Below are 16,249 nucleotides of genomic sequence, written 5' to 3'. Positions count from 1 at the left end.
ACGCTCTAAGCGTCCATTTTTCTGTAAACATTTGATTGCAATTAGTAGCGTTTGGTTGGTACTTATGAAGTGAAGAAAGAAGACAACATCCAAACCGCTAACACAACAAATACGCCACCCATCACTTTCTGTTGATAGGTACGAAACTTAGCATTCTCTACCAGTGACTTACCAATAGTGCCTACCAATGCCACAAGTAAGAAGTTGAACGTTAAGCCTAACACATTCAGTAATAAGCCTAGCACCAACATCTGTTCGCCCGATGTCGCCTCAATATTTGTCGACACGAACTGAGGTAAAAACATCACAAAGAATACCAAGGCTTTAGGATTCAGCAGGTTACTGATCAGCGCTCTTTGGTAGTAAGCCTTTGCAGCGAAATTATCAGTCAGTTCAGGCGCATTGCCCTGCTCTGTTCGCAGGCAGTCCCACCCCATTTTTAGCAAGTATGTACCACCTAATAGGTGGAGAGCATTCAAAGCAACAGGGCTCATTGCAATTAATGCAGATACGCCCATCGCCGCTAAAACAGTAAGAATGATGCCTGAAGTCGCGTTACCTAAGCTCGCAAAGACACCAACCTTGCGACCATAACTCATGCTTGAGCTAGCAATCAGCAACATATCAGGACCAGGTAAAAGGAGAAGAGCGACGACGGCAGTCAAGTAAATAGGCAGAATGGTTAAATCGATCATAGGGTTTAGCATTGATAAAAATGGAGGCGGATTTTATATCAATTACTAACACCCTTCCAGATGCAATTAGTTGTACCATAGCTAAAATTTCGAATTAAAAACCAACATCATAAAATTAGCCAAAATTATTAACTAAATAGACAACTTTAGTTAACTCGCAACCCACTCTATCTCTATCAATGTTGTCTCACCACACTTAAGGCGACCTAGGAAAATATCACCTTGATGTACTTCTCCGACACCTTTAGGGGTGCCCGTCATCACTACATCGCCATCTAGCAAAGTCGTGTAAGAAGAGAGCTCTTCGAGGATTGTTTGAGGGGAATATAGCATCTGCTCAACGTGTCCTTTCTGAACACGAACACAGTTAATAAACAGCTCTAGATTTAAGTCTGCGAGATCCAAGTTTGTTATTGGAACAAAGCGGCTAAGAACGGCAGAACCATCAAACGCTTTAGCGCGCTCCCAAGGCAAGCCTTTCGCTTTCAAGCTGCTTTGCAGCTCACGCTTAGTCAGATCTAACCCTAAACCTACTGCTGAATATTGACCGTTTTCAACGATGAAACAAATTTCTGCTTCATAGTGCAGGGCTTCCTGATGAAAAGAAGAGAGAGAAGAAGTTACGCTAGTACAGGGCTTATTGAACACCACCATAGCGTCTGGGATCGCGTTGTTAAGTTCTTCAATATGATCGACATAGTTACGCCCAACACACAACACTTTCGTCGGTGTCGCTGTTCGTTTCGAATTCATTAACTGTTCCTGATCTTCAACGCTGCTCATAGTTTATCCCTGAACTATTTTTGGAATGCAGAGTTTACCTCATCCCAAAGAGAGAATCTTCGACAAGCTGGCTACTGATCTCTAAATTCTGATCTTTAGCTCAATTCGCTCATTGGGGAATGTTCATGAGAAATCGGGGCATCCCGAGGTGGTCATTAAAAACGAAAAAAGCCCTCTCCAACCAAAAGGTTTGAGAGGGCTTAGCATGGTGTCTAGGACAGTATCCTAAAAGGTAAACCTAAGGAGTAAACACTATGCTAAATCAGTCTGCGACTTATAGGTAGTAACGAGCACCAAATAGCCATTGGTCGTCAGCTTTCTCTTTGTACTCACCAGAACCTTGTAGGTCGAATTGGTAACCTGCGAAGCCTACGAACTGAGACGTGAAGTTGTATTCAGCTTGTAGAGCAGTTGTGCTGTACACAGTTTCGCTCTTCTTGTCGTCTTCTACCGCTTCGTAGTTAACGCTTAGGTTTAGGCTGTTAGAAAGTGCGTATGACGCTAGTAACTCAACTGCTACTGTCTCTTCTAGAGCAACGCCCGCACTTGAGTTCATGTAGTTGTTCATTGCGTAAACACCAGCTAGGAACAAACCTTCTGAACCGTAAGAACCGTATGTTGCACTTACTACGTGAGAATCAGCTGTTTTAGAACCACCTGCGATGTTACCAAAGTTAACATCACCAGTGTTGTATGCGTAGTTTGCAGTTACATCAGCAATTGAGTAGTTCAATGCGATTTGACCACGGTTACCGTATTCGTTTGTGTTTGTAGCTGACACGTCGTCAGACTTACGGCCTTGCCATGCAACACCAACGTTTAGAGAACCTGCATTGCCGAAATCGATAGCATTAGCGTAGCTAACCATCTCTTCACCACGACCAGTACCTAGGTTACCGTGATCGTCATAGATGAAGTCGTTAGCGAATGCGATTGGCATATCAGCAACGCCTGCAACGTTGTAGTAAGGTGCCCATTGAGTACCTACTGCAGCACGACCGTAATCGTCGTGAGAAACACCAACGTAACCAAGACGAGTTGTGAATGACTCGTCACCACCGTCTAGCATGTTTAGCGCCCATTCACCTTTAGCGTCAGCAGTAAAGCCGTTACCAAGTTCATGAGTTGCACCGAAGTTGATACGTGGTGAAACTGTCTCTACACCGACGTCATCGTTGTTAAGGCGGTCATCGCTGTTCACGTCACCAACTGCAACTGAAACGTGGCCGCCAACTGAGAATGTTGTGCCGTCTTCGTTGTAAAGTTCTACTGCAACTGCCTGTGTACCAAATACTGCACCAGAAATCGCTAGCGCTAAAAGTTTCTTATTCATTGTCATATCCATTTGTAGCTGGGTGAGTTATTCACTAACAACCTCATGCTTACGGAGAAGTTGTTACCTGCATTTAACAAGTAGGCAAACCCTAATCGATGAATGACAAAAAAGTTGCATTAAAATATATAAAATAAAGAAAGCAATAATATAAAAAACAAAAAATAATTTAAAAACAGCAATTTAAACCAAAAAATAACAGATTCTAATTGTGTTTTATTTACAAAAAAGAAACTTACTTTTTGCTTTTTAAAGCATAAAAAAAGCATTAAAAATCAAAGCACCAAAAAAACTCATCAGACCAATACATCACAACACCCCAAACCTGAAACATCTTGTAACACCTAGAATCCAGTCGAAATATTTAGCTTCCTAAACTAATTTCGACTTTAGATTCCAGGAAGCTACTCCGTTAGCTAATTTGGCCTTCGCGGATACAAAAAAGGGCAACCAATCACAGATCAGTTGCCCTTCATGACGCGTAATTTCACTCTATTTGAAGCACACCTCAGCCCAACGAGCTAAGCCCGCCGTTACTGAACCAAAATAGTTGCCACTCACAATAGGCACATTCGGTACGGCTTGTTGAACCGCTTCTCGAAGGATAGGTGAACGTGCAGAACCACCCGTCATATAGATAACATCTGGTTTCTTTTCGCCTTGTTGAATAGCCTCTTTAACCAACTCAATCATCTTAGACTTTGGCGTATCGATAGCATCCACCATCTGTTCAACTGAGATATCGACTTCGATCAACTCGGAAGCAACATTCATCGCTGCGCGATACTCTGAAGATTCCGCCAACGCGATCTTAGCTTCTTCAGCTCTACGTACGATGCCGTAACCCAAAGTATCGTGATAAACCTTGAGTAAGCGGTCTAGCTTCTGTGGTTCAGCAGCTTCTTTACGAAGTAACTTCAGTGCTACAAGGTTTTCTCGCGAGTAAAAATTCTTTTGAGCTTCTACATTGTTGATGGCTATTGGGTTCCAGAATTGGGTCAATGGCATATCAATACCGGAAATCGCTTTACTGCTCATACCGAAAGGTGACATCAGTTGTTTGAAAGCCAGGTAAATATCTAAGTCATTACCCCCTACCCTTTGACCACTGTGCGCTAATAAGCTCTGGCTACGATCGGCTTTCCCAGACCAACTCGGGCCCATTTCTAGTAGAGAACAGTCGGTCGTACCACCACCAATATCAACAACCAATACCGTTTGGTTTTCAGTCAGAGTGCTTTCATAATCTAAGCCAGCAGCTACAGGTTCAAATTGAAATGCAATATCTAGGAAGCCCGCACGCTTCGCCGCGCGAGATAAGATAGCTTCAGCTTGTCTGTTTGCTTCTTCACCACCGCGACCGTGGAAGTTAATTGGTCGACCAATAACCGCTTGTTTGATTTGTTCTTGAGTAGTGAGCTCAGCTTGCTGCTTGATGTTGGCCATCATGGCACATACTAGATCTTCAAAGAAGCTAACCTGAACGTCATGTAGCCCACTTGCGCCTAGGAAAGACTTAGGAGACTTTACATAATAGACATCACGCGGATCTTCTAAGTAGAGATCTAACGCTGCCTGACCAAATGCCATGTCTTCTGGCACAAGGTCGATACTCTCTTCGCGGTTGAGGGCAATGGCACGTCGTAGCAATTGCTCACCGACAGCATCGCTCGGTTTGATGTTCAGGTGGCGAAATAGATGTTCAGATACACTCTCACGAGTAGGAGCAAATACGGTTGAGGGAATATAGTGGTTGCTACCTTCTAACGGTAACAAGCTTGGTTCTCCATTGACCATTGCAGCCACAGAACAGTTTGCTGTTCCATAATCAAATCCAATAAACATAATATCCCCCACTCAACAAAAGGGGCGAGATGCTACATGAAAAGCCTTTCAATTACGAGGTCATTTACTATTTTTCAGAGTCAATTTTTAGTGAGTTTTCTCTTAAAACAGATACAAGTGTGTTACATTTCAGCCCAAACAAATCAAGGGTCAGATAGATGAAAACACCTTGCCGAGCGGCTTGTAAAAATAATGGTGGCATGTGTAGCGGCTGCTTCAGAACCATGGACGAAATTATAGGTTGGAAAGGCTTATCTGAGAGTGAAAGAGAGTCTGTGATGAATAACCTTAGTGGTATTAGCTCTACCCACCAATGCCCGCAATGTAACGAGCCTGCTCAGTGCGATATTAGCGCAGGTAAAGAGACCTGTTGGTGTTTTGAGCTAGAGAAAAGAGACACGAGCTCTATACCCAAAGCTGGAGTGTGTATGTGTCGTAAATGTTTGTCTGATTTGCCAATTCAGTAGCCTGTCGGTATTGAAAATCTAAGAAAGAAGCGAGATAAACCCATCTCGCTTCATGGTCTTAATGTTTAAGTAAGTATTTACTTCGCCATTGAAACCTATTTACTTGGACTTTAATACTAACGCTGGCTGGGAGAATTCAACCCCACTCCAACCATGAACCATAAAGTTTCGGATGTTCTGGTGATCTGTGTTCTCTGGAAAACCTAGTACATCATTACGGTAGTATTGACCAAAGCACGCTAGTGTTTGCTCTGCTGAAAGCCCTTGATCTTGGCCGAACGCAAAAATTTTGCATGAACCGTTGTTCTGCCCTGCCTCATTCACCACATCTCCATTACGAAATTCGCACTCAGAAAAATCATAATGAGCCTCAATTACCTGCATTGTATCTTCAAATTGAACACTTTCAGGTGATTCAGACAGGGTGTTTAACAAGGTTTCTAATTCCATTGACTCTTTCTCCTTTAATTAGATTATGGGTAGCAGTGTAACGCGTTTTTTCTTCAGAGTAAGCCGCTGTTTGAGTGGCAAACCATTTCCACTTTTTTCACTCAGATATCTTTATTTCCTCAATTAAAGCAATGACATAGCTCTATTGGGGGCATTATATTGTTTCAACAGATGGTTAACATTTTCATTAAAGAACATGCATAAAGATAAAAACGTAGAACTGTTTAGATACCTTAAACCCGGTACAAAAGCAGCAGGTGTGTTGGAGTTTGGACCCGATGACTCAATTTCGATCAGTACTCTATATATTGAGCACAAAGAAGAGCAGTACCTTATCTTAGAGCTGTCACAAAAAGCGACCGAGGCACTGACGTTAAGAAAGCTCATCAACGTGGATATTATCGTTCGAGCGATTACAGACACCGAGCTTGGTCACATCGTTGCGTTCAAAACGAATGTACTGGCTCATATCACTTCCCCCCGCACATCTCCTATTTCTTCGTCCGCCAACTAACTTTGCAACGAAACCAATCCGTGAACACGAAAGATACAAGGTACGCCTTAACTGCGAAGTGACCTTCGATACCTTGACGCTAGACGCGACACTAGTTGATTTCTCAGTTTCAGGTTGTGGCGTCTATATCACGCAACAATCCGATATTGATGTCGGCAGGAAGATCAAAGTTGACTCGGTCTTGAGTGAACATTTGGATAGCGAGTTAGTTTACAAAGTGGTGAGTAAAAAAAGACAAGGGCAAGGCTGGCTGCTGAGTATTCAGTTTCCTGAACACCTGCATATGAGTGACGAGCTTAAAACATTACTGTTAGAACAAGCTTTCGTTACTGGCTTTAAATAATGGTTAGCGCATGTTCAAAGTGAAGTGCTGACGCCACTTGGTTTAGCACTGTATTTAGTTCAAAGAGGTAAAGAAAAATTAGAGTCTGTTTTCATCCCAATACGAATTTTTGAAATGAACAAAAGCTTGATGCAATGACTCTTCTTTTATCGGCTTAACAATCACATAGTTTGCGCCAGCAGCCATAAAGCTGTCTCTTGTAGACTCCTGAGCATCGGCAGTACACGCATAAATTGGTGCAGATACGCCAATTTCCTCTCGCAGCTGTTGAGTCGTCTCAACACCGCCTAAGTTTGGAAGTTGATTATCCATAAGGATGAGGTCATAAGTGGTCGATTTTGCCATCTCTATTGCCTCTAAACCATCCTTAGCCCACGTAACCACCATGCCATACTTCTTACAAAAAGCCTGCGCGATAAAAGCGTTAGTGTGATTATCTTCCACCAGCAGTACATTCAAAGCGCGGTCAAATAAAGCCTCCGGTTCACCTACGGTCAGCTGTGTAACATCAAGTAACGGCTTAGAATGTAACTCTACCGGAATTTCTATGATGAACTCCGATCCTTGATCTTTCATACTGCGAACTTGGATATCCCCTTCGAGCATATCGACTAGGTTCTTAACGATCGTCAGCCCTAATCCGGTACCACCGTATTCACGTGTTGTCGTCTCTTCGGCTTGGACAAAAGGCTCAAAAATAGCATCAATTTTACTCTCGTCAATACCAATACCAGTATCTTGCACTCGTACGATCAAACTGGCTTTGTTGGTATTGAAAGTACTTTCAAGCTCAAAGCTGACTGAGATACCACCTTGATGGGTAAACTTAAGTGCATTACTCAGCAAATTAAACATAATTTGATTTAAGCGCACTTGGTCAGTGTTGATTTCCATGTCGTCAGCCAGGTGATTGACGATCGTGAATGTGATCGATTTATCCTCACAAAGTGGACGGTAGATGCTGTCTAGAGTGTTAATCAACTCCGCCAAGCGGAAGTCTTTCTTTTGAATATTGAATTGCCCTTGCTCGATCTTTGAGAAGTCCAATATATCATTCAATACCGCTAACAAATGTTCTGCACTGTTACAGAGTACATCGACCTGCTCTTTGTTATCTTCATTGTGCATAGAGCGTTTAAGAAGCTGAGATACACCCAAGATGCCATTGAGTGGCGTTCGGATTTCGTGACTCATCTTAGCCAAAAAATCAGCTCGAACGTTGGCAAGATGCTCTGCCTCTTCTCTCGCTCTATCCGCTTGCCTTTCAGCTTCCACCAACTTGGTAATATCTTGCCCTTGAACCACAACCCCCGTGATGCCGTGCTCAACCCGGATAGCCGACATGTTCCAACGGAATACCTTCTCACCAATCGGTACGTTAATTCCTGTTAGCTTTGCGCCCTGAACCACCATTTGGATATTCGGTAGCATGCGCTGTTCAAAGTCATGGGCAATTGCACCGTAATTATCATCTTCATCAAACAGCGCCATGCGTGCTGCGGGGTTCATCTGGATTAAATCGCCTTTTTCAGACCAAACCAAAATAGGAGAATGTGCAAAGTTAAAGAGATCTTGGAATTTTTGATTCTGCTCGGACAAGCGTTCAAAGGTGTCTTCCAGTGTGCAACCGATATGATGAAACTCGAAAATATTCGACCCATCGAACTTGTTAAACTCTTCGCTATCGCTCGCCGAACGGGTAAAGTGCATCAACTTATCGAGCTCTGCCGCGACTCTTCTTTGAATCCATGTACGAGCGAAGAAGTACATAAACACAATTACGACCACAACAACGATGATGGCGCGCTCATAGTTTTCTTCTAACGCGATAAAATTGGTATTCTTTTGTACCGCACGAATAACCAATGGAGTCTCTACAGCGTTGATCTTGATTGTCGCCACTGTGACGAAATGACGAGGCAACTGCTCGTAAATTTTATATTCAAGAATATCCTTTATCGTATAGGTCTCATCGCCGCTGAACGTCGAGGTCACCGGCGTTCCATGCGCCTCAATTACGATATTCTCACAGTTACTGCCCTGCTGTATGGACTCTGCGAGAGAGAAATTGTTGTCGAGTACGATGGCAATATAAAGTTGGCCGAGAACTTCGCCTGTTTTGTTGTCAACAATGGGGGTTCGGCGAGCCAACAAGTGACGCTTGCCAATCTCGGTGATTACCTGGATAAAGTGCCAATTGCTGCTAAAAGAGACCTCATCAGAAATATGCTCTAGGTTATTTCTGTCTAACCCATAAAACTGAGCGTTGCCATCTTCCCACACTAGTCCGTCATGTGTTGAGACAAAGCGTAGATCAGGAGCATGATCGGGCTCTCGCTGATCTACACCAAAGAAGAAGTAGTTCAACACCTCTTCGTCACCCTTAGCAAAATACTCACGTAAAGTGTCACTGTGTGAGCTGCTGTCTTGGTGAATTTGTAAGACAGATAAGCGATAATCGAACATGTTTTGAATCAGACTCGACGTCTGTTGAACCGTTCGATTGGTCTCTTGTTTTACAATATTACTGCTGGTTTCATAATTATGAATAAGCACGCCAAGTGCCATCACGCCTATCACTAAGATAATGATACGCGTAATAAGCTTAGCTAATGTGTTCCTAGGTGTACTGGCGTAGCTTTTCTTCATTATTGACCTGAGTATCTAAATGCTCGCTGTTTCAGTTCAGAAATGCGTTCTGGGGAGTCTTCTTTAGTCACGATTTCAAAATCACCAGAGTAAACTGTAGGAACGACTTCTCCGGCAAGGTCCCACTTAATAGCTTCTGCCATTGCGATACCTGTGTCGTCGTTCATACGCATAACAGTGACATCAAGGTCACCTCGTTCAATCGCTTCAAGCTCAGCAGAGCCGCCGCCCCAACCATTAACCAAGATATCTCGACCCGATTCTCGAATCGCATCCGCTGCGCCTAAAGCGACATCGGTTGCACATGCATAAATAAAGTCTAGGTCTTTATCGTTCTCTATGCTGATTTTAGCCGCTCGGTAGCCACTCTCTTTATCCGATCTTGTGTAGAAAGAGGATTTTAAGTCAAAGTTCGTATCACTGTTTACATCGTGAATGAAGGTATCACCACGCGCATCACTAATATAACCTTCTGAGCGATACAGAACCGAGTATTTACTGTTCGGCTTGCTGACTTCTTTGAAGTAATTCGCTAATTTTAAACTGCCCGTTGCATGGTCAAAACCAACATACATGAAGGGTTGTCTATCAGCCCATGCACGGACTGGCGTAGTAATGTTCTGCAGAATAAGTTTGGTATCTGTAGAGCTCAATACGTGCTCAATAAATTTACGGTGGCGCGTCGTGTCCAACGTAAAGATCAAATAATCGGTTTTATTTTCTATCGCTTCTTGTAACGAGATACTTTGCTGCGCGAGATCCGCGTTTACTCTCGTAAACACTTGGTTAATTTGATAATTAATTCTTAGCTTATCAAGTCGCTTTTCAAACGCTTGGATGTTGCGAACCCAATAATCAGAGATTTGTTGGCCCGGATACACCACAGAAATCGTGATTGGTTCATCCTGGGCTTGTCTCAGTGGAACTGGAGGGTTTTGTACAGCCTGAACCATTTTATCGGTTAAGGCTTTTTGTTCAGGAAACTTAGAAAGGTAATCTTGGTACTCCCAATATCCGTTAAGGACATGGGTTCCATGGGAGAGAGCGGACGCAGAAAATACGGCTAGTCCAAACAACATCAATAAACGTTTCATATTTTTCTCGTTTTATATGAGCTACTTTGGCTCATTTTTTAACCTAGCATGACACCATCTCTTTGAATGGCTGAAAGATATTATGTAGGACAACGAGGATAAATGATAGCGGCTAAAGCTAATTAGAACGACATTCTAATTGAGTGATATATCAAATGAGAGCGGTAACGGAAAAACTTTAGTGTCACGTGGCTAAACACGCCTTCCGAATTTTATACATTTCAATTTAAAATCAAAGACTTAATAAAAAACAATCTCGGAATTTTTATTTGTTACAATTTTATCAGTAATAACCATTTTAGGTATGAATTATGAGACTTCGATATATTGAATCTTGTCGTCCTGCCACTCAATGATAAGTTTAAGTGATACTAACTTTTCTTTACGTAACTTAGGTAATTGTTTGATCGCGTATTCGGTTTTCAGAGCCTCACTTTTCGACTGGGTCTCCATACTCCAAACTAACTTCAGCGGCCCCTTGCCTTTTAGGGCTTTGGCACCTTTACCAGTTTGGTGCTGCTCAAAGCGGCGTTTTAGATTATTGGTGACTCCACAATACAAAGCGTTATGACGATTGCGGATCAGGTACACGACCCAATCCGCCTTGTTCTCAGATTCAGACATTTACAGTAGAGATTCAACCAGAGCTTTCAGCTCGGCTACTTCAGTTCTTAGGCTTGCAACTTCAGACTCTAGCTCTTCTAGCTTCTCACTCGATGCTGACGGTGCTGCAACACCTGAAGATGCCGTCGCAAACGCTTCAACATCGACTTCACCGCTGAGTAAATGCTGATAACGTGACTCACGCTTACCTGCTTCACGCGGTAGTTTAACAACCAAGGCGCCAGCTTCACGGGTCGCTAACTTTTCGAGCGTTGCTTCCACCTCTTTTACATCTGTGAAATTCGCTAAGCGCCCTGTCCTCGTACGTAATTCGCCCGGCGTTTGTGGACCACGCAGTAACATACAACAGATGATCGCACGCTCTTGTTCTGTAAATTGCAGATCACCAAACTCAGTATTGCAGAAGCGATGCTGATACTTATTAACACGACTATTAAAACTACTTTCGTCACTCACCATGCGGCGAGCAATCAAGCCATCAACGGCATCTAATACTTCTGACTCAGACAACGACAGAACAGGCTCACGATTGCTTTTCTGATTACAAGCTGTGGTCAGACTGTTCAACGTAAGTGGGTAATGATCGGGAGTCGTCACTTCTTTTTCGATCAAGCAACCAATGATTCTCGCTTCAATTGGGGAAAGTACTGTGTTCATCGTTATTCCTTTTTATTATTTTGGTGATTCTGTCTCAGCATTAAACAATGCAGTCACCTAGGACTAGTGCTCAGGCAAAATTGGTACTCGTTTCTTTCTACCCTGTTCATCAATCATTATGATCTTAGAACGGTTTAGCTCTATTTCCACGACTTCCAAATAAGTACGCTCTTTTACATACGCATCGCGAAGCTTGTTTTGCTCTGCTGAAGGTTCAGTCGCTTTATCACCTGAATCTTCGGTTTCCAATTGTTGTTGATTCATTTCACATTTCGTATCAATGCAGTATCTACATGGGATACTAACTTGAACGGCGAGATAAAAACAATCACACATCGGTGAGAGTGACGAATAATTAAACAACCTTACTTTTGCTTTGATCTAAAGACTGTTACATCATCAATTGATGTGCTTTAATCAGAACCAGATAACGTATTTGACGAATAGGAAAAGGAATCTATGAGCAGCGTATTTGAAATTGTTAACCAAGCACGACGTAAGAACAAACTTAAGCGTGAACTGCTAGACAACGAAAAGAAAGTTCGTGACAACCGTAAGCGTGTCGACCTTCTTGATAACCTACTTGATTACATCAAGCCAGAGATGACTCACGATGAGATTCTAGGCATCATCAAAAACATGAAAGCTGACTACGAAGATCGTGTTGATGACCACATCATCAAGAGCGCAGAGATTTCTAAAGCTCGTCGCGACATCAGCCGTCGTATCCGTGAGCTGACAGAAGAAGACAAGCAAATCCAGGGTAAGAAGTAATCTTATAAAGTTGGATGACTTGTTTAGTAACCCACTCTTTGTAGTGGGTTTTTTTGTACCTAAATTCCAGTGTCTATACTTAAGCCTACGTATTTAATGATTCAAATATCATTATCAAGGTCAACGTAAGAAATGGAGTCAACTTATGTACTCAACCATTCTGCTCACCTTAGCGCTGTCATCAACTCAACCCTATCCACAAGAGTTTGAAAGGCTTTATACCGAAAATACCGAAATCACTTATGACGATCTCGTGGTCGACGTTCATGGCTACAAAGTACCAACTCGCTCGGCATTTCGAGGCTGGATGCTACTTAATCATGCTGAAGATAGAGTTAGAGAGATAGGACAACAGCTGAAAGATGCGGGAATCACCCAAAGCATGCCTTTGCACTTAGTGCTGTTACAAGGAACAGACTGGGCGATGAGTAACACCACCTTGTTTACCCTGCCGGATAAAAAGAATGTATCGAACATGATCAACACCTTGAAATACATTCAACAACACATTGAGCCAGAAATCGGTGTGGTGATACCTGAGGCTTAAGGCCGTGGTAAAAAACACTCATTAACGTCAAAAGGACACGGCCATTATATGTGTCTTTTTGACTGTAAATCAAAACAACCAAAATCTAAGCAACTGATAAATAAAAACTTTAGAAGTTGGAACGCTAATTGCTGTTAGTTAAATATCAAAAGAACTAATAGTAACTAGGAATTCAATATGAAGACGATGACTCAACGCTTTCAAACTCTACTTTCTGTATCTAACTTCAGCCTAGCGATTACCACTTTGCTTATGCTACTCAGCATAATCATCGCTTACCCAATGGCGGATCATTTCTCACTACCGGTTCAGATCGTCGCGCACATCAGCACCATCATTGTGGCGGCTTTCATCAAAATCAGTTATGTCGGGCGCTGCCTTGCTCAATACAATTTAGGCATGGAAGTGCGTTAACAAGCTTGTTCCAACTATGGTTTAAAGCTCAATTGCCTTGTTGAGCTTTAAACCAGCTATCAGTTAGACGATATCAAGGCTGCTAAACAGGTCGTAGAGTTGGTGAGATTTATAAGGCTTGGGTAAATAAGCATTCATGCCTGCATCAAAGCAATCTTTGATGTCTTCTTCTAACACACTTGCGGTTAAGGCAATAATTGGCAGTGGAGTCGTTTGTTGCTTGCTCTCCCACTGTCGGATTGCTCTGGTCGCAGTTATCCCATCCATGACTGGCATCATGCAATCCATCAACACGGCGTCAAATTGCGCGCCCTGAGTAATAACATCAACCGCCTCTTGTCCATTACTAGCAATTAAATACTCGTAGCCTGCTTGTTCAAGAAAGAAGCTCGCTATCTTCTGATTCATCAAGTTATCTTCGACAATCAAGATACGTCGATTCAGAAGACGCACTTCTTCTTTTTCTGATTTGGCTTCAAGTACTGGCTCTTCATTCGCATCAAGTGAAAATAGACTATTCAAGAAACGCCGTCCCAAGAATGGCAATGTATGAGTTGAATGAACGGACTCTGTAATCAGATTTGTTTTGAATAAGTGGTGCTGACAAACAATCACGCGGTCTAACGGGTACCGTTCTTTCAACGCCGCTAAATCACTCTGCAGTGAGTGATGTAAGCTATGGCAATACAAGACAAAGTCGCTCTCTTTGATCTCTTCATCTAGCGACGATATCGATCCCACCACCTTGGGTTTTATATTGAGGCGCTCACACTCTTTGACTAATTGGTCGAGATAGTTAAAAGAGTTGGAAATGATCGTTGCACGATTTAAATTTTCGAGGCTTTGAACTTGCGTCTCTACCACATCGACATGCAGACAAAACGTAAAGGTAGAGCCTTCACCTTTTACTGAACGGGCAGTGATGTATCCTCCCATTAAGTCGACAAGCTGCCGACAGATTGCTAACCCAAGCCCTGTACCACCAAACTGACGCGTGATACTGCCATCCTCTTGAGTAAAGGGCTCAAATATGGACTCTAGTTTCTCTGGTTCAATACCAATGCCTGTATCCGAAACACTGCACTCGAGTTTACCTCTACCCATCGACATTGGCGTATAGGCGATGTCCGTTGTGATGATACCGTTAGAGGTGAACTTGATGGCATTCGACAATAAGTTCGTCAGCACCTGCCTAACGCGATACTCATCGAAGAATAGTTGCGGTGGTGTTTGAGAATCAATGTTCACATCGAGCTCAATGTCTTTACTGATCGCCTTAGATAAAATCACGCTCACAGAGTCATAGACGGCTTCACGTAAGTCAGCATTGTGTGGAGAGAGCATGAGGTTACCCGACTCAATCTTAGACAAGTCGAGAATGTCATTCAGTAGCACCAGTAATGAGTGCGACGATGACTCAATATCCCCAAGCACCTCTTGTTGGTTAGGGCTTAGCTTACTCTGCGATAAAATCTCCGCCATACCAATGATCCCATTTAAGGGAGTTCGGATCTCATGAGACATATTGGCGAGGAATGCACTTTTCGCTTTATTAGCTGATACGGCATCTTCTTTGGCTTCAATAAGCTCTTGATTACGTAGGTAGTTACGTTCAATCACCCTATTTAAGGTTTCAGTAAACTCTGCTAGCTCGTCATTGCCCTCAATTTTTATGGTGTTCGGCTTGCCATCGTTATCAGCGCACTCTGAAACGCCCTTCAAGATCATTGATAGATTTCTGTTCAAGCGTATAGAGATCATAGCCCCCAACCACAACAACACCCCCGAAACAGCTAAGATCCAGAACGAGATCACTAAAGTTTGTCTTTTCTGCAACACAATATTGTTTGTTAAATCAAACTGCAATTGCTTGGTGTAAGCACTGATCGCTTGAGAAATGGCTCGCTTTTTGACCTCTAGACTTTTTAGGTGTTCATATACTTCGGGTGATGAGAGTTCTCCTTCGAGGATTCGTGTTGCAAACTTGTCCTGAAACTCATCTTGAGAAACGGTATTAAGAAGTTGCCTAATACTTGGAGAGCTCGTATCCGATTGGAAAAAGGTCTCTAATAACTGCTGCTGTCGATCTAACGCACTAATGTAACTCAGAAGATATTGATTTTTTTGTTCAGGCGAGCGGTACAAGCTGTAGCTCAACCATGCTTCTCGCTGGCTCCAAAACACGTAGTTAGTGAGGTGGACGAACATCGCATCAGCTTGACTAATATCTTCATCCAATAAAGCCACCCGATATTCGGATAACTGAAGCAACACGCCTTTTAATAGTCCGAAAGCCTTATCTATTAACGCCTGATTGCCAGAACCTGGCGTCACATTAGTCAGGCTCATTATCACATTCTTCAGTTCGGTTAGCAGAGGCTCAATATTCAGGTTTTCATCAGACTGCTTTAGTCGAGCCCCGTACTGAGAAAGCCTATCCAATTCTGATTGCAGGGTTAAAAGCAACTGGCCTTTCTCAGAGGAGTCATTAGACAGAACTAACCATCGATGGACATTACTTGAAACCGTGTTAAAAGATTGAAGAGCTTCAACCTTAACTCGTGTAGTTTCAAGATTATTCATCTTCGTGTCGTTCTTGAACACTTGGTTTACTGTAAACCCAAACATGATGATTACAGACACAGTGGTAAGAAGAATTAGACGCCATCTAATTGACATGTTTATCATTTTTATAACTACTCCCTTCCCGAAAGTAATTTAACCTAGCCCAAGTAAAGAATAGGACATTAACAGCGGTTATTGATCAAATTGGATATGAACAAACGATACTCTGAGTCCAGAAAGGCAAATAATGTGCAGTGTACAAAGCAAACGTTGGTATCAGGATAGCAAATCAATGAAACGTTTCATTTCCGAGAGAGAGTTATTATCGCTCACATAACAAGTAAAGAAGTCACATTGATAAGGCAGAAAGGCAGCAAGTCACGGTGCTAGGTACGAACAAATTCCCAAATTAAGGTTAAATTTGTGAGATCCAAACGTTTGCGCCCTGCATTTTTTTCACGCAACGATGGCTTATTTGAAGGTTAAACAACAAAA

Annotated in this window: 14 protein-coding genes and 2 pseudogenes; 5 read left to right on the top strand and 11 right to left on the bottom strand. The window is 42.6% G+C overall.

The genetic code is table 11. The features are described from left to right. Positions 1–62: 62 nt before the first annotated feature. The 4 genes from BTO10_RS00465 to yegD all read right to left on the bottom strand — a co-directional run bounded on the left by BTO10_RS00465 (position 63) and on the right by yegD (position 4,656). Positions 63–695, bottom strand: coding sequence for a LysE family translocator (locus tag BTO10_RS00465; protein ID WP_105024219.1), 633 nt, complete (start codon positions 693–695; stop codon positions 63–65). Positions 696–845: 150 nt separating this feature from the next. Continuing rightward, positions 846–1,478, bottom strand: a complete 633-nt coding sequence (locus BTO10_RS00460) for a fumarylacetoacetate hydrolase family protein (RefSeq protein WP_004742379.1) — start codon at positions 1,476–1,478, stop codon at positions 846–848. A 274-nt stretch (positions 1,479–1,752) separates the two neighbouring features. Continuing rightward, positions 1,753–2,811, bottom strand: a complete 1,059-nt coding sequence (locus tag BTO10_RS00455; RefSeq protein ID WP_105023161.1) for a porin — start codon at positions 2,809–2,811, stop codon at positions 1,753–1,755. A 492-nt stretch (positions 2,812–3,303) separates the two neighbouring features. Then, positions 3,304–4,656, bottom strand: coding sequence for a molecular chaperone (gene yegD, locus BTO10_RS00450; protein ID WP_105023160.1), 1,353 nt, complete (start codon positions 4,654–4,656; stop codon positions 3,304–3,306). 158 nt (positions 4,657–4,814) lie between these two features. On the opposite strand from yegD, the gene BTO10_RS00445 reads away from it, so the two are divergent. After that, positions 4,815–5,123 carry a DUF1289 domain-containing protein gene (locus BTO10_RS00445; protein ID WP_004742375.1) on the top strand — a complete coding sequence of 103 codons (309 nt, stop codon included), beginning with the start codon at positions 4,815–4,817 and terminating at the stop codon, positions 5,121–5,123. 99 nt (positions 5,124–5,222) lie between these two features. On the opposite strand, the gene BTO10_RS00440 is transcribed toward BTO10_RS00445, so the two are convergent. Beyond that, the gene (locus BTO10_RS00440) at positions 5,223–5,573 is read right to left on the bottom strand and encodes a HopJ type III effector protein (RefSeq protein WP_004742374.1); all 351 of its coding nucleotides are present in this window, start codon (positions 5,571–5,573) and stop codon (positions 5,223–5,225) included. A 196-nt stretch (positions 5,574–5,769) separates the two neighbouring features. Here BTO10_RS00440 and BTO10_RS00435 point away from each other — a divergent pair. Beyond that, positions 5,770–6,430, top strand: a pseudogene (locus BTO10_RS00435) (PilZ domain-containing protein). A gap of 78 nt (positions 6,431–6,508) precedes the next feature. On the opposite strand, the gene luxQ reads toward BTO10_RS00435, so the two are convergent. From luxQ to BTO10_RS00410, 5 genes are all read right to left on the bottom strand, one after another. After that, positions 6,509–9,079, bottom strand: coding sequence for a quorum-sensing autoinducer 2 sensor kinase/phosphatase LuxQ (gene luxQ, locus BTO10_RS00430; protein WP_105023159.1), 2,571 nt, complete (start codon positions 9,077–9,079; stop codon positions 6,509–6,511). Next, positions 9,079–10,173, bottom strand: coding sequence for an autoinducer 2-binding periplasmic protein LuxP (locus BTO10_RS00425; protein WP_105023158.1), 1,095 nt, complete (start codon positions 10,171–10,173; stop codon positions 9,079–9,081). The genes luxQ and BTO10_RS00425 overlap by 1 nt, the downstream gene beginning before the upstream one ends. A gap of 309 nt (positions 10,174–10,482) precedes the next feature. Further along, on the bottom strand, positions 10,483–10,797 hold the full coding sequence (locus tag BTO10_RS00420) for a GIY-YIG nuclease family protein (protein ID WP_105023157.1): 315 nt from the start codon (positions 10,795–10,797) through the stop codon (positions 10,483–10,485). After that, complete coding sequence (locus BTO10_RS00415; protein ID WP_105023156.1) at positions 10,798–11,454, bottom strand: YceH family protein; 657 nt, start codon at positions 11,452–11,454, stop codon at positions 10,798–10,800. Positions 11,455–11,517: 63 nt separating this feature from the next. Next, positions 11,518–11,718, bottom strand: a complete 201-nt coding sequence (locus BTO10_RS00410; RefSeq protein WP_004742368.1) for a hypothetical protein — start codon at positions 11,716–11,718, stop codon at positions 11,518–11,520. A 195-nt stretch (positions 11,719–11,913) separates the two neighbouring features. Here BTO10_RS00410 and BTO10_RS00405 point away from each other — a divergent pair, with 195 nt between their 5' ends. The 3 genes and pseudogenes from BTO10_RS00405 to BTO10_RS00395 all read left to right on the top strand — a co-directional run bounded on the left by BTO10_RS00405 (position 11,914) and on the right by BTO10_RS00395 (position 13,189). Next, positions 11,914–12,228 (top strand): DUF496 family protein, encoded by a 315-nt coding sequence (locus BTO10_RS00405; protein WP_004742367.1) that lies wholly within the window; start codon positions 11,914–11,916, stop codon positions 12,226–12,228. Between the two features lie 145 nt (positions 12,229–12,373). After that, positions 12,374–12,766, top strand: a pseudogene (locus tag BTO10_RS00400) (hypothetical protein); the annotation flags it as partial. 186 nt (positions 12,767–12,952) lie between these two features. Beyond that, on the top strand, positions 12,953–13,189 hold the full coding sequence (locus BTO10_RS00395; protein WP_004742365.1) for a hypothetical protein: 237 nt from the start codon (positions 12,953–12,955) through the stop codon (positions 13,187–13,189). Positions 13,190–13,252: 63 nt separating this feature from the next. Here the strand turns inward: BTO10_RS00395 and BTO10_RS00390 are convergent, their stop codons facing one another. Continuing rightward, positions 13,253–15,817 carry an ATP-binding protein gene (locus BTO10_RS00390; RefSeq protein WP_105024218.1) on the bottom strand — a complete coding sequence of 855 codons (2,565 nt, stop codon included), beginning with the start codon at positions 15,815–15,817 and terminating at the stop codon, positions 13,253–13,255. Positions 15,818–16,249 lie beyond the last annotated feature (432 nt).

It is taken from the genome of Vibrio chagasii (assembly GCF_002954585.1).
Classification (GTDB): domain Bacteria; phylum Pseudomonadota; class Gammaproteobacteria; order Enterobacterales; family Vibrionaceae; genus Vibrio; species Vibrio chagasii_A.
Note: the sequence above shows the minus strand (reverse complement) of the source record. Positions and strands in the feature narration are given on the sequence as shown.

Coding starts and splice junctions, on each gene's coding strand:
- yegD (WP_105023160.1), bottom strand. CDS start 4,656: ATGTTTATTGGATTTGATTATGGAACAGCAAACTGTTCTGTGGCTGCA.
- BTO10_RS00410 (WP_004742368.1), bottom strand. CDS start 11,718: ATGAATCAACAACAATTGGAAACCGAAGATTCAGGTGATAAAGCGACT.
- BTO10_RS00425 (WP_105023158.1), bottom strand. CDS start 10,173: ATGAAACGTTTATTGATGTTGTTTGGACTAGCCGTATTTTCTGCGTCC.
- BTO10_RS00440 (WP_004742374.1), bottom strand. CDS start 5,573: ATGGAATTAGAAACCTTGTTAAACACCCTGTCTGAATCACCTGAAAGT.
- BTO10_RS00420 (WP_105023157.1), bottom strand. CDS start 10,797: ATGTCTGAATCTGAGAACAAGGCGGATTGGGTCGTGTACCTGATCCGC.
- BTO10_RS00415 (WP_105023156.1), bottom strand. CDS start 11,454: ATGAACACAGTACTTTCCCCAATTGAAGCGAGAATCATTGGTTGCTTG.
- BTO10_RS00455 (WP_105023161.1), bottom strand. CDS start 2,811: ATGAATAAGAAACTTTTAGCGCTAGCGATTTCTGGTGCAGTATTTGGT.
- BTO10_RS00465 (WP_105024219.1), bottom strand. CDS start 695: ATGATCGATTTAACCATTCTGCCTATTTACTTGACTGCCGTCGTCGCT.
- BTO10_RS00445 (WP_004742375.1), top strand. CDS start 4,815: ATGAAAACACCTTGCCGAGCGGCTTGTAAAAATAATGGTGGCATGTGT.
- BTO10_RS00395 (WP_004742365.1), top strand. CDS start 12,953: ATGAAGACGATGACTCAACGCTTTCAAACTCTACTTTCTGTATCTAAC.
- BTO10_RS00460 (WP_004742379.1), bottom strand. CDS start 1,478: ATGAGCAGCGTTGAAGATCAGGAACAGTTAATGAATTCGAAACGAACA.
- BTO10_RS00390 (WP_105024218.1), bottom strand. CDS start 15,817: ATGTTTGGGTTTACAGTAAACCAAGTGTTCAAGAACGACACGAAGATG.
- BTO10_RS00405 (WP_004742367.1), top strand. CDS start 11,914: ATGAGCAGCGTATTTGAAATTGTTAACCAAGCACGACGTAAGAACAAA.
- luxQ (WP_105023159.1), bottom strand. CDS start 9,079: ATGAAGAAAAGCTACGCCAGTACACCTAGGAACACATTAGCTAAGCTT.